This window comes from Thermoleptolyngbya sp. PKUAC-SCTB121 (genome assembly GCF_016919485.1).
In the GTDB taxonomy this organism is placed as follows: Bacteria; Cyanobacteriota; Cyanobacteriia; order Elainellales; family Elainellaceae; genus Thermoleptolyngbya; species Thermoleptolyngbya sichuanensis.
In genome coordinates, this window is the sequence record NZ_CP070366.1 from 4151035 (window position 1) to 4164561 (window position 13527).

The window sequence follows — 13527 nt, forward strand, 5'->3', positions numbered from 1 at the left end:
CGCCTCCATTACCTTAAAGGTTCGGTCGATCCTTGGGGAACTTCTTCATCAGTTCTCAGGATGCCGTCTGAACAGTTGGGTTGTCCTCTTTGCATCTGAATGGTTTTATGGTGTTTGATTCTGCTTTTCTGACAAACATTAGTACTCAGTTGGGAAGTTTTTTGCCCAGTCTGCTGGGTGCAGTCTTCATTCTTATTGCCGGTTGGGTTCTGGCGGCGATCGCAGCTTCGATTACCAAGCGAATTCTGCTGCGAACGAACCTAGACAACCGACTGGTCTCTACCTTTTTACCCGCCGGATCAACGGCTCGTCCCCATGTAGAGCAGTGGGGCGCGGCGCTGGTGTTTTGGATCATTATGATCTTTGCTATCGTGGCGTTTCTAAATGCGCTGCGGCTGGATGTGGTTTCGCAACCTTTGAATAATTTCCTCCAGCAGATTTTCAGCTATCTGCCTCGGCTGGGCGGTGCTGCAATTTTGGTGGCGTTAGCCTGGGTTTTGGCAAGTCTGGTTAAAGCCTTGGTAACTCGCGGATTGGCTCGATTTGGATTAGACGAAAAGCTAAATGTTGCCCCAAAAGAGGCAGAAACGGGGATGGCTGATCCCAATGTGGCTGCAAGAAGCGCAGAGGCAGGCGTGGTCGATCCATCCCGACAGCCCGTAGCCGAAAGCCCGTTTCTCTTGAGTGAAACGCTGGGCAATGTGCTGTATTGGTTTGTCTTTCTGTTTTTCTTGCCGCTGATTTTAGATGTGCTGCAATTGCAGGGGCCGTTGCAGCCTGTGCAGACCTTGCTCAATGACTTTTTGGTGATTTTGCCGCGAATTTTGAGCGCGATCGCCATTGGTGCGGCAGGCTGGTTCATTGCCCAGGTCGTGCGGAATATCGTTACGAATCTGCTGCGGGCAGCGCGGGTCGATCGGCTGGGCACTCAGTTCGGCCTTTCCCGCACTCAGGGGGCGCTGTCGCTTTCTAGCTTGATTGGCACGCTGGTTTATGTGCTGATTTTGATTCCGACGGCGATCGCCGCGTTGCAAGCACTGGGAATTCGGGCGATTTCCGATCCGGCAGTCGCCATGCTGAACGACATTCTGACCGCGTTGCCTCGCATCTTCACGGCGGCAGTGCTGCTGATCGTGTTTTATGTCATTGGGCGATTTATTGCAGACTTGGTGACGAACCTGCTGACCAGCTTCGGCTTCAACAATGTGTTTGAGTGGATGGGGCTGCCTAGACAAACGGTGGCCACGGTTTCGCCCTCGCCGTCCAGCTCGCCCTACGATGCAACGCCGGGAGGAGAACCCACGGTCGTCCAGCCTGCTGCGACGCTGCCTCGGCGCACCCCTTCGGAAATTGTCGGCATTTTGGCGCTGGTGGGGATTATGCTGTTTGCCGCCGTGGCAGCGGCTGAGGTCTTGCAATTCCAGCAGCTAACGGCCATTGTGAATGGTATTTTGGCAGTGTCGGCGCGGGTGCTGGTGGGGGTTATTGTCTTTGGCGTGGGGTTGTACCTGGCGAATTTGGCCTTCAATCTCATTGCGGGATCGGGCGGTCGGCAGGCGCGAATTTTGGCGCAGGCGGCTCGGATTGCGATTATTGCGCTGGTTTCTGCGATGGCGCTCCAGCAGATGGGCATTGCGACCAATATTGTGGCGCTGGCGTTTGGGCTGCTGCTGGGGGCGATCGCCGTGGCGCTGGCGATCGCCTTTGGGCTGGGCGGGCGTGAGGTTGCCGCGGAGCAGCTTCGCGAATGGCTGGCTTCCTTTAAGCAGCAGTCCTAGGGTGTGCTAAACCGTTTGATCTCCCCTAGCCTCCCTTAGATCCCCCCTAGCCCCCCTTAGAAGGGGGGGAAGCTGAGCGGCACTGCTTTAGGAAGGGGGGGACTGGGCTGCAATGCTCCGGAGGTCCCCCTTTCTAAGGGGGATTCAAGGGGGATCGACCAGGAAATTCCTGCGTGAATCGTTGTGTAGTAACGCCGCGCAACGATTCACGGCCTCAAAGAGGTCTTCGTGCAGGAGGTCTAACATGGATTAGGTGTATGGATTAAGTGCGAGTGTCTGCCAATGACTGAGCCTGTATCCAAACCTGCATTCAAAAGAGTTAGCGCCATGAATCCACTGCGATCGCCAGCAATTTCACGCTCCCCAGTCCGCAGGCTTGCGCGATCTCGGCGAGAAGTCCTTGGCTTTTTGGGCAGCGTTGCGGGTACGGCGCTGTTTGGGTGTTCCCGTCAGCCGGAGGGGTTGCCGCCCATTGCGTCTTCTGGCTCGGCGCAGGCGGAAGCCCTGCTCGATTGCATTGTGCGGCCTCAGCAAACGGCAGGGCCTTTCTTTGTCGATACGCAGCTCAATCGGGTTGATCTTCGCACTGACCCTGCCACAGGGCAGATCAGTGCGGGAGTGCCGTTGGGGTTGCTTTTTCAGGTCTTTCAGGTGGAAAGCTTTCAGCCAGAAGGCCCCCGCAGGTGTGTGCCGCTGCCCAATGCTGTGGTGGATGTTTGGCAGTGTGATGCAGCGGGCGTATATTCTGGCGTGCGCGATCGCCGGTCAGACACCACAGGTCAGGCCTTTCTACGGGGCTACCAGCGGACTGATCAAAACGGTGTGGCTGAGTTCCTGACTATCTATCCGGGTTGGTATCCTGGCAGAGCCGTTCATATTCACTTCAAGATTCGCACCGGGTCTCCCTCAGGGGCGATCGCCCCAAGCAGCTATGAGTTTACCTCCCAGCTTTACTTTGACGATGCCTTGACCGATCGAATTCATCGCCAAACGCCTTACACAGCTAGGGGGCAGCGGGCCCAGCGGAATCATCAAGATGCGATCTTCCAGTTTGGCGGAGCGCAACTTCTGCTGCCTGTAGCGCAGACCGATTGGGGGTATTTCGGCAGATTTGGGATTGGATTAGAGATGGGCTGAACCAGGGCTAAACCAGGGCTAAACTAGGGCGGGTAGGGCGATCGCATCTCTGCAATAGCTGGCTAGATGGGGCGATCGGTAGCCCTCCTGCGTCCACAGGATGGGGAAGAAGGATTCATCCAGGGTGCTGTCGTTAATCCGCTTGTAGCGACCGTAGATATAGCCGGGGGGAACGTCGCTAAACCGTGCTTCAGAACTGATCGTGTGAATGCCCAGGCTGCGGCGCGGGGTGGTTTCACTCAGGTTTTTGCCAGAGCCGTGCCACAATAGCCCGTGATGGAAGGCGCAGCCCCCGGCGGGGATTGTCAGGGGCACAATGTCTGGCTCGCTGACTCCGGCTGCTTTTGCGGTTTCCAGCATGGCCCAGCGATAGTCTTTTTGGGGCGCATGAAACTCTCCCGCGACCTCAAGCAAGGGCCAGCGGTGGGACCCTCGCACATACTGAAGCGTGCCCGTTTCCAGGCTCACATCATCCAGCGCAATCCAGCAGGTGACCATTTCGGCGGGCGTGAGATAGTTGATGTAGGCTCCGTCCTGATGCAGGGCAATCTCCTTGCCGCCACCGGGTGGTTTATACCAGAGGCTATCCTGGCCGATGCGTGCCCCTGGCCAGCCCGCCAGTTGGGCGCTGATGCGGCCGACCTCTGCTGATAGAGCGACACTGGCAATCGTGCGATCGCTCTTCCACGCATTGCAAATTTCGCGGGTCACGTCTGGCAGGCTCAGCCCTGGTCGCCAGTGCCACTCGTCGGGGTAGACCGTCGTTTCAAATTCACCCCGAAACAGCGGCTCGATGCGATCGCGCAACTGCTGCACTAGCTCCAGATCAATAAACTGCTCCAGAATGATAAACCCGTCTGTCTGAAACCGTTGAATGTCGTCCTCAGTAATCTGAAGGGGAGAATAAGCCATACCGCAGAAATTCCGAGTGAAACGTGGGGGGAATCGAGCCTGTTTGGACAACCAGCAGGACAGGCCCCCGGCATCGAGGGCCACTGTAGCGCTGCCTGCCCACTCTATTTGTGAAATTCGCTACGGTCTGCGGAGGCCAAGTTCCGCACAATGGGGTGCGTCTGTTTGTGCAGGATTATGGAATTTTCAACGCTAACGCCGGGGCATCTCACGATCGCCGCCAGTGATTTTGATGCTCGCCCAATGAGCTACCTTGAAAACGGCGAGCGGCTGGGGTATGAACCCGCTGTGGCGCGGGCGGTGTGTGCCAAGCTAGGGCTGGTGCCCGTGTGGCAAAATTTGCCCATGTCTGAGTTTTATTCCACACTGCACGCGGGCCAGTGTGATGTGGTGTGGTTTAACCAGGCGGTGACGGCAGAGCGCCTCAGCCACAGCCGCTTTACTCGGCCCTACGGGATCTATGACGAAGCGGTGATTGTGCGGGCCGATAGCCCCATCCACACGGCGACTGATCTTCAGGGCATGAAGCTGGGCGGGCTGGCGGATAGCACAAACCTGGCGCTGGGGGAGCAATTTGCCGACGTGACGCTGGTGCCGTTTCCGGGGAGCGATCAGGTGTTGCCGGAGATGCTGGCGGCGCTGCGGGCGGGCGAGATTGACGCGCTGGTGGATGATGAACTGGTGCTGATCACGGCGGCCGAGGCTGACCCGTCGCTGCGGCTGGCGTTTACGGTGGAAACGCGGCATCCGTTTGCGATCGCCCTCCGACCGACCGACGAAGACCTGCGACAGGCGCTGGATCAGACCCTAGAGGCGCTGCTCAGCGACGGCACGCTGGCGGCGCTGTGGGGCCAGTGGATTCCCTGGCGACCGTTTCCGTTTGTGTAGTGGAGGCTATGTAGTGGGGGCTGTGTAGTGGGGGCTATGATGCAGCAGGCTTGGGTGTCCGCGCCAGACCGCTATGATGACCTGCCCGCGCCCCTCGCGTCTGTTGTGGCAGAGTATCGGATTGCGCCCGGAACGGCGATCGCCTATCCGGTCAAAGCGGGTCAATTCATCCAGATTATCGACGTAGACGGCAGCCAGTGTTCAGATTTTCTGGCTTTTGCGGGCGAGGGCTATGGGGAGGAACTGGACGGCACTGTGACGCGGACGCTGCTGGGCTTGGCGATGCCCCAGGTGGGTTTGTTCGGCCACTATTTTTCTCAGCAGATGCGGCCGCTGGTGGAAGTGGTGCAGGATACCTGCGGTCGCCATGATAGCTTCATGCTGGCCTGCACTCGCCGCTATTACGAAGATGCAGGCTATCCAGGGCATCCCAGTTGCAGCGAAAATTTTAATCAGGTGCTTGGGCCCTACGGCATTGCGCCCCGGCTGGGCTGGCCTGCGATCAATTTCTTTTTTAATACTGAGGTGGATGGCACGGGCGCAATTATCGCCGGAGAAGCCTGGTCGCGTCCGGGGGATTATGTGCTGCTGAGGGCGCACCAGGACTTGCTCTGTGCTAGTTCGGCCTGCCCCGACGACATCGACCCTGTAAATGGCTGGAACCCTACGCCCATTCACGTCCGCATCTATGGGGCAGAGTCTTCGTTCCCCAGGCTGAGGGGCCATCGCGCTGCGCCCAGTCTGCCGCTGCGCCTGACGCAAGACAGCGCCTTCACGCCGCGCATTCGAGACCTGACGCGGCATCTGGCAGACTACAACGGCTTTTGGGTTCCCCTCTCGTATCCTCAGCAGGGCAAGGCGGCGGACTATTGGGCCCTGCGGGAGCGGGTGGCGGTGATGGATCTGTCGGCGTTGCGAAAGTTTGACCTCACTGGAGCAGATGCGCTGGTGCTGCTCCAGTGGGTGTTTTCGCGCAATGTGGCTCAACTGGCGGTGGGGCAGTCGGCTTATGGCTGCTTGCTGAATCCCCACGGGGGGATCGTGGACGATGGGATTGTGTTTCGCTTGGGGGAGGCGGCTTTTCGCTATGTGGGCAACTGCGACACCGATGCCCTGTGGCTGCACACCGTGGCCCAGGAGCGGGGCTTTGCGGTGGAGATTCTGCCGATGAGCGATCGCCTCCATAACTTATCCGTGCAGGGCCCCTGCTCCCGCGATTTGCTGACTCCGCTAATCCGGTTCGACCCCCAGTGGGGCCTCTCGACGCTGGCGGAACTGGGCTACTTCCGCTTTGCCACGGGGACGCTGGAGGGCATCCCGGTGTTTATTTCGCGCACGGGCTACACGGGAGAGTTGGGCTATGAACTGTTTGTAGACCCCTGCGACGGACTGGCGCTGTGGGATGCCGTGATGCAGGCGGGCAAACCTTTTGGGCTGTTGCCGATGGGGATGGAAGCGATCGACTGCGCCCGCATCGAAGCTGGGCTGCTGGCGGCTGGTCGCGAGTTTAGTGATTTGATCTCGCCGTATCAGGCGGGCATTGGCTGGAGTGTGGCGCTGAAGAGTAAGGGCGATTTTATCGGTCGGGCAGCTCTGGAAGCGCTGCGATCGCGCCCCCCCTTCGTCGCGGTTGGGCTAACCCTGGCGGGGAATGAGGTCGCCTGTGGCGGGCAGGGGGTCTATGCCGCAGGGCAGCCCTGGCGGATTGGGCAGGTGACGAGCGGGACGTTTTCGCCTGTGCTGAACCGCAGCATTGCGATCGCCCAGATTGCGCCGGACTATGCCCAACTGGGGACGGTCGTTGAGGTTGGCTTTTTGGATGGCATTAAGCGGCGCGATCGCGCAACGGTCGGCCCCCTTTCCCCCTACGACCCCACCAAAAGCCGGGTCAAAGCATAGATAGCCAGCAGACTCCGACTTTTGGTGTTCCGCAACGCTTGTATCTCTACCTCCGTCTCCACCTTTTGGCGTTCCGCAACACTTGTATCCCCATCTCCATCTACGCTGCGTTCTATGCCCCTCGCCCCCTCGACCGATCGCACGCTCTGGGACTTTGCTGGAATTGACGGGCTGCAAGTCGCCCGCCACCTGTTTGGTGAGTCCATTGCCCACATTAGCCCGTTCCAATCCCTGACCACGGCGCTGCAAGGCTATCCCTGCGCTGTGCTGCGGCTGTGTGAAAACAACTTTCGGGTTGCCTTGCCCCAGGCGTTGGCGCTGAATGAGCTGATTCGTCCGCTGCCCTGGCGGGTCTGGGTGGCGCGATCGCCCTACCTGACTGCACTCACGCTGCCTGTTGGGCCGGGCCTCTCCTGGCTCTATCGGCGGGCCACGACCAAGCCGCTGTATACGCTGCAACCGCTGCCGGGCGATCGCGCGGTTCCTGCCCGACTGGATGGCATTGCTGTTCTAATTTGGCATCACGAGTGGTTGGGGCAACCCCGGCTCGACCTCCACCTGGCCACCGCTGATGTGCCCCTGGTGCGGGCGCAGATGGCGGACGCGGGGATGGAGGAAGACCAGCGGGCGATCGCCCCTTAGAAGCGCCCTACAACGAAGCCCAGAACCCTGACCCAACGAAGCCCAGAACTCTGACCAGAGGAAAACATTTCTGCTCACCCGATCCAAACCCCATCGAACCTGGTCAAAATTCACAAAGTCCCGCCCAGCAAGCACCCCAGACCGAAGGACTGCCCCCCTCTGCTCCTGCCGACGGCATTCAGTATCCGCTTTAGCAAAATCAGCTTGTCGGAACAAGCTATAAACCCCAGTATTTGGAGCGGGCGATCGCTCTAGGCTCAGAGCGTTAATCTCAGCTCCAAACTGTCGGGCAAAAGAGGTGAAACCAAACGATGACTCCTCGCGTGGCAATCATTGGGGCGGGCCCTTGCGGACTCTCTCAGCTTCAAGCCTTCGAGCAGGCGCGGCTGAAGGGGGCCGACATTCCAGAAATCGTCTGCTTTGAAAAGCAAGCCGACTGGGGCGGGCTGTGGAACTATACCTGGCGCACTGGGCTGGACGAGTATGGCGAACCCGTCCACGGCAGCATGTATCGCTACCTCTGGTCGAATGGCCCCAAGGAATGCCTGGAGTTTGCGGACTACACCTTTGACGAACACTTCCAGCGCCCAATTCCCTCGTTTCCGCCGCGCGAAGTGCTGTACGACTACATCACCGGGCGGGCTAAGAAGAATCATCTCCGGCGCTACATCCGGTTCAGTACGGTTGTGCGGCAGGTGGAGTTTACCGAAGGACAGTTTCGCGTCCGCGTCAAAGACTTGGTGGCTGACCAGGAGCGCGTTGAAACCTTTGACTTTGTGGTGGTTGCAACGGGGCACTTTTCAATTCCCAACCTGCCCAAGTTCGAGGGGATTGAGCAGTTTCCCGGCCGCGTTCTGCATAGCCACGACTTTCGGGAAGCCCGCGAATTTGCAGGGAAGGATTTGCTGGTGGTAGGCAGCAGCTATTCGGCCGAGGACATTGCGCTGCAAACCTATAAGTACGGCGCGAAATCGGTCACCATCAGCTATCGCACTGCGCCAATGGGGTTCAAGTGGCCGGAGGGCATTGAAGAAGTGCCGCTGCTGACCAAGCTGGAGGGCAAAGTGGCGCATTTCCAGGACGGCAGCAGCAAAAAGGTGGATGCTATCGTATTCTGCGTGGGCTACCAGCACAACTTTCCGTTTGTGGAAGACAGTCTGCGGCTCAAAACCAAGAACCGACTCTATCCCGGCTCCCTCTACAAGGGCATTTTTTGGATGTCCAATCCCAAGCTGATGTATTTGGGAATGCAGGATCAGTTTTATACCTTCAGCATGTTTGATGTGCAAGCATGGTATGCGCGGGATGTGATGCTGGGGCGCATTGCTTTGCCGTCTTATGAGGAGATGGCTGCCGACATTGCCCACTGGCAGGCGCGGGAAGAGAGTCTGGCCAATCCCTTTGAGCAGATTGACTTTCAGAAGGATTACATTGTCGATCTGGCGGATCAGGTGGACTATCCTTCCTGTGATTGGGAACTGACGACGGAGCTATTTAAGGTTTGGGAACACGATAAGGAACAGAGCATTTTGGGCTATCGAGATAAGGTGTTTCGATCTCCCTGCACGGGGACGGAAGCAACGGTACACCATACCCCGTGGATTGAGGCGATGGATGATTCGCTGGCTAGCTTCTTAGGGAACTAGTTGGGGAACTAGTTAGGGAACTAGCGTCCCGGTTCCTGATGCTTCGCTGCTTGTGTCGAACTGACTTGAGACCTACCAGAACTGACCTGGATTTTGCACTAAGATTTTGCACTAAGGAGGTTGACCCGTGACTGCTCTCGTTCCCAAGCCAGAAACCCTGACCCACCTAGAAGCCTACGTCGCTCAGCCGGGGCGTGCAGACCTGGTGGCCCAAGTTCGCGCCAAGATTGATGAACTGGGTATCCAGTACATCTATTACCAGTTTGTGTCGGTGACGGGGCGGATTACGGGTAAGGGGGTTCCTGCGGCCCACTGGGAAAGCGTTGCAGAGCGCGGCATCCAGCTTGTGTATGGGGCGATGGCCAATCTGTTTCTCGACCGCTACGGCAACTATATTGGCTACGGGCCCGAAGCGTCGGAACTGGTGGCGATTCCTGACCCGGATACCTTTTGCCAGTTACCGTGGGACAAGCGGGTGGCTCGTGTCTTTTGTACGTGCTTCCGCAACCGCGAGGAGCCGGAAGCGCCCGGATCTTATCTGACGGCTGACTGTCGCGGCAATTTGCGCCGTATCCATGCCCAGTTTCAGGCGGATCATAACGGGCTGCACCTGCGTCATGGCACAGAGCCGGAGATGATGTGGCTGAAGAAGGGGCCAGATGGCAAGCCGGATGGCGGAGTGACGAAGCCCAACTGCTACCATATCCACCAGTTTGAGGAATTGCGGCCGGTGGTGCTGCGGGTGATTGAGTATGCGAATGCGATGGGGCTGGATATGATTCAGGGCGATCATGAGGATGCGCCGGGGCAGTTGGAGCTGAATTTTATGTTTGATGAGGCGCTGCGGACGTGCGATCGCCTCACGACCTATCGCCAGATCTGCGCCCAAGTGGCCCGCGAATTCAATCTGATTGCCTGCTTTATGTCGAAGCCGTTTATGGGGCTATCGGCCAACGGCTGCCACCACAACCTGTCACTATGGTATGGCGGACAGGATGAGGTCAATGCCCTGGGGCTGGATTCGCTGCCTGGAATGCCTGGTACGTTTAGCTATCGCAAGGGCGGCGAAAACACCTTCCTGCCCGACCCCAGCCTCAGCAAGACCAAGCCTGGCCCGATCGGGCTACAGTCGATTGGCGGCGTGATTGAGCATTTGGGGGCGTTGACGGCGATTGGCTGCTCTACGGTCAACTCCTATCGCCGCCTGTGGGATAAGGGACTGTGGGCCCCGGTCTATGCGGATTGGGGCTTTCAGAATCGTACCTGCGGGCTGCGAGTCTCGGCACCGGGTCGGTTTGAGTATCGCGCGGTGGATTCGATGGTCAACCCGTATTTGATGGCGGCTGCTCTGCTGAAGGCGTTTGATGATGGGATTCGGCGCAACCTCGATCCGGGTGAGCCGGAAAGCCGAAACCTCTATGAAGCGATGGAGGCTGGAAAGCAGGTGAAGAAGCTGCCGATGTCGCTGGGGGAGGCGCTGGTACGACTGGATGAGGATGAGGTGATTCGGTCTGCGCTGCCGGGTGAGATGTACAAACTCTACGCCTGGTACAAGCGAGATGAATGGGAGAAGTTTCTGGCGACGACCTCAGACTGGGATGTGGAGATGTATCTGGATTGCTTGCCGTAGGGTGTTTGTGAACCGTTTGGAACTGCCGACAGGGTGACTGGGTTTGAGGGTGTGTATCTGGATTGCTTGCCGTAGGGTGTTTGTGAATCCTTTGAAGATTAGTTACTTGAGGTACTTTACTTGAAGTAATTTACTTGAAGTAAATAAGCAAGTTTAGCCCCGGAATGGTGCGCGAGAGTGTCCACAGCAACAGGCCGGTGTAGATCAGTCCAAAGGCCCACTGATACCAGACCAGGGTGGTGATTAGCCCCGGCAGATGCTCGTCGCGCAGGCGGATGTCGTTGAACCCGAAGCGCAGCAGGTTGTTGGCGCTGAGGTCGAGATAGTTGAGCCAGTTCCAGCGGCGATCCCACAGTAGCGGTGCATAACGTTCCCGAAACATGGGGTAGCGGGGAATGGTGGGCAAGCGTCCGATGAGAATCCGCAACTGGCGCAGCGTGCCTTCTTCGACGAAGTAGCTCACGTCCATTTTGGGATGGAACCGCCCGCCGCGATAGAGCAAAAACAGCAGGATCGCCGGGACGGGAATGATGACTGTGCCCAGACAGGCGAGGGTGAGCCAGGGTGATTCTGCGAGCCGAAAGACGATGGATAGTCCGACGGTGGCCAGTAGCCCGGTGCTGCTAAGCATCCACACGGCTTCGGTGGGGGTGGGCAAGATGGGCTGGGGATGGAGCCGCCGCACGCGGTCTACTAGCCAGAATACGAGCGCAAAGTAGGCGACGGCAATTAGCCCCACGCCGAAGGTGAGTCCGGAACTGGTGCCGTAGCGGGTCAGGGTGAGCAGGAGCGCTAGCCCGACCCAGTTTAGCGCAGTGCCCAGCCAGCCAAAGATAGAGCGGGGTTCGCTGGCAACGACGCGATCGCGCACTTTGACATAGGTGGCCAGGTCGATGCTGTCGAGTTTGAGCAGGTCGCCCAGGCTGCGAAAGGGGTGCTGGGTGCGGGAAAGGGCGATCGCCTCGGCCTGTTTTGCCGAAAAGCCAATCTGCTGAAGCTGTGCCTGGGAAGCGGTGTTCAGGTTCAGGCCCCAGAGGGAGCGCTCGATTTGGCGCGATCGCAGTCGTTGCGCCAAGTAGCCGATCTGGTTGGCATCGTCAATTTGCTCGATGGAGCGGAAGTTTCGCACTAGGTTTCGCAGAATGGTTTCGTTGCCTTGCAGGGTGGGCACGGAAATGGCCCGGCCGATCTGCCCTGGACTGCCGAGGATTTTGGCGCGATCGGGGTTGAATTGTAGCCCTGCAACGTTGAGATAGGCCCCTGGGGCAAAGCTGGCATCACCAAAGTCGGTCTGCGCCTGAATGACTGCGCCGCGCAGATTCACGGGCTGCCCAAACTGCACTTCGCGGAAGGTTGCTGCCTGCTCAAACACTGCATCCGAGAGGAATAGCGACTGGGCAAACTGGCTCTGGTTGAAAATTGCCGCTGCTTCCCAATGGGTTTGGGCAAAGTCGGCATTCCCCTGCCAGCGCACCCGGCTGAAGTTGGCGACTTGCTGGAACGTCGCCCGATTGAAATTTGCTGCGCCCTGAAACTCGCTGCTTTGGAAGGTGGCTGCGCTCAGGAAGCGCGATCGCCCGAAGGTGGCTCGCTCAAAAAAGATGACGCTGCGAAACCGGGCCTCCTGACGAAAGCGAGCATCGGCAAAGCTAGTGGGCTGCCCAAAGCGGGCATCGGACCAATCTGCTTCTTGGCTAAAATCGGCTCCGGCGATGTCTACTTTGCCCAAAAAAAATGTGTTGCTGAAATCTGCTACACCCTCGATGCGCGCCTGGGCCAGCAGCAGGGGGCCGCGCAGTAGGGTCAGCTTAAGTACGGGGGGTGGGTCCTGGGTGAGCAGGGATCTGGATAGCTGGCTGAGTTGGGTAATTCGACGGCGATCGCGCTTGAGTTGGTTTTGCTCGTCTTCCGTTAGCAAATCGGATAGCTCGTCGCCAAAGACCGGAGCCTGCAAGCCCAGTTGGGCGATGTCGAGCTTGCCCTGGATGAGGCTGTTGCTGAGGTCGAGGCCGAGGGGTGTGGGCGATCGCCGCAAGGTTGCCTGCACCAGCCGATAAAACTGGTCGCGGAAGGCGATATTTTCCGGCCGCAGGTCGATCGCTACATTCCGCAGATCAATTGCTGCGCCATCGTCCAGGGTCAAGGGCTGTTTGAGCCGCTGCTGCAATAGCTCCAGCGTCAGGGGCTGCTGATCTTGTAGCGGGGCTGCGGCCTGGGCGGGAGGCATCCATCCCAGCGCAATCGCCAGCACCAGCAACGCCACCGCCCCGACCCATCCCAGCCTCCGCAAGCCTGCCCACGGTTGCTTCAGTTGCCTGCCCAGCCGCGCCTCCACGTTTTGCCTGACCCCCATCTACCGGTCACAAGGTTCGCCACAGCGTTTGCCCTTGCATCATCCCACGCACCCGCCACCAGATTTGCCATAGCCCGTTAGTCTAGCCGTGCCGCTGGATTCGGCGGTGTTCCCCGTTTTTCGCCTTTCGCCAAAATCACCAGGGCTTTTTCAATATCCTGCACTTTAATCGCCCGCACGGCCCTCAGCAAAGCGCGAATCAGTGCCACTTCATCGTCAGACGAGACCACCATTTGCTGAAGCTCCGTTGTTAGTATTTACCAAGTCTCTGCATTATTGTACAAAAGCAAATAAGCAGTTAAACGGATAAGCAATTCTGCCAAAGCGCATATTGCCCTATGACAGAATTGCAATAATGTTTATCTGTCTTCGCAATGGTTAAGGTTAAAACTGTTCAGTTTAGAGCGCAGGTTCCACAGGATATTGATTTCCTGATTCGGGCGATCGCCCCCTTCAAAAACGCAGGGAAAGACTGGACGCTCAGTGATATTGCAGTGGAAGCTCTGACAGAGTGGCTGCAAAAACCAGAAAATCGTGAGTTGGTGGAGGCTCACAACATTCTGGAAGGATTAGAGCGTAGAGGCTTGACTAGCAATATTTTTTGAACCCTCTATGCTTGAGTGGCGATGCTTTGATCCCCCC

The 13527-nt window shown here is 58.2% G+C and carries 11 protein-coding genes; 8 read left to right on the forward strand and 3 right to left on the reverse strand.

Annotated elements, in window-relative coordinates; genetic code table 11:
* Window positions 1-107 precede the first annotated feature (107 nt).
* A complete protein-coding gene (locus JTM80_RS16985) occupies window positions 108-1778 on the forward strand; it encodes a mechanosensitive ion channel (protein ID WP_172358096.1) in 1671 nt (556 codons plus the stop codon).
* A 327-nt stretch (window positions 1779-2105) separates the two neighbouring features.
* Window positions 2106-2915, forward strand: a complete 810-nt coding sequence (locus JTM80_RS16990) for an intradiol ring-cleavage dioxygenase (RefSeq protein ID WP_172358097.1) — start codon at window positions 2106-2108, stop codon at window positions 2913-2915.
* An 18-nt stretch (window positions 2916-2933) separates the two neighbouring features.
* Here JTM80_RS16990 and JTM80_RS16995 read toward each other — a convergent pair whose 3' ends face one another.
* Window positions 2934-3827, reverse strand: a complete 894-nt coding sequence (locus JTM80_RS16995) for a phytanoyl-CoA dioxygenase family protein (RefSeq protein WP_172358098.1) — start codon at window positions 3825-3827, stop codon at window positions 2934-2936.
* A 177-nt stretch (window positions 3828-4004) separates the two neighbouring features.
* Between JTM80_RS16995 and JTM80_RS17000 the strand changes: the two genes are divergently transcribed.
* The 5 genes from JTM80_RS17000 (at window position 4005) to JTM80_RS17020 (ending at window position 10532) form a co-directional block, all read left to right on the forward strand.
* Complete coding sequence (locus tag JTM80_RS17000; protein ID WP_172358099.1) at window positions 4005-4715, forward strand: ABC transporter substrate-binding protein; 711 nt, start codon at window positions 4005-4007, stop codon at window positions 4713-4715.
* Between the two features lie 36 nt (window positions 4716-4751).
* Window positions 4752-6614 carry a DUF1989 domain-containing protein gene (locus tag JTM80_RS17005; protein WP_225906664.1) on the forward strand — a complete coding sequence of 621 codons (1863 nt, stop codon included), beginning with the start codon at window positions 4752-4754 and terminating at the stop codon, window positions 6612-6614.
* Window positions 6615-6728: 114 nt separating this feature from the next.
* Window positions 6729-7256 carry a hypothetical protein gene (locus JTM80_RS17010; RefSeq protein WP_172358100.1) on the forward strand — a complete coding sequence of 176 codons (528 nt, stop codon included), beginning with the start codon at window positions 6729-6731 and terminating at the stop codon, window positions 7254-7256.
* A 311-nt stretch (window positions 7257-7567) separates the two neighbouring features.
* Complete coding sequence (locus tag JTM80_RS17015; RefSeq protein WP_172358101.1) at window positions 7568-8902, forward strand: NAD(P)-binding domain-containing protein; 1335 nt, start codon at window positions 7568-7570, stop codon at window positions 8900-8902.
* Between the two features lie 157 nt (window positions 8903-9059).
* Window positions 9060-10532 (forward strand): glutamine synthetase family protein, encoded by a 1473-nt coding sequence (locus tag JTM80_RS17020; protein ID WP_172359056.1) that lies wholly within the window; start codon window positions 9060-9062, stop codon window positions 10530-10532.
* A gap of 130 nt (window positions 10533-10662) precedes the next feature.
* Here the strand turns inward: JTM80_RS17020 and JTM80_RS17025 are convergent, their stop codons facing one another.
* Both JTM80_RS17025 and JTM80_RS17030 read right to left on the reverse strand, forming a co-directional pair.
* Window positions 10663-12885 (reverse strand): pentapeptide repeat-containing protein, encoded by a 2223-nt coding sequence (locus JTM80_RS17025; RefSeq protein WP_205369903.1) that lies wholly within the window; start codon window positions 12883-12885, stop codon window positions 10663-10665.
* 77 nt (window positions 12886-12962) lie between these two features.
* On the reverse strand, window positions 12963-13118 hold the full coding sequence (locus JTM80_RS17030) for a hypothetical protein (RefSeq protein WP_172358102.1): 156 nt from the start codon (window positions 13116-13118) through the stop codon (window positions 12963-12965).
* 141 nt (window positions 13119-13259) lie between these two features.
* Here JTM80_RS17030 and JTM80_RS17035 point away from each other — a divergent pair, with 141 nt between their 5' ends.
* The gene (locus tag JTM80_RS17035; protein ID WP_068514778.1) at window positions 13260-13490 is read left to right on the forward strand and encodes a hypothetical protein; all 231 of its coding nucleotides are present in this window, start codon (window positions 13260-13262) and stop codon (window positions 13488-13490) included.
* Window positions 13491-13527: the final 37 nt, after the last annotated feature.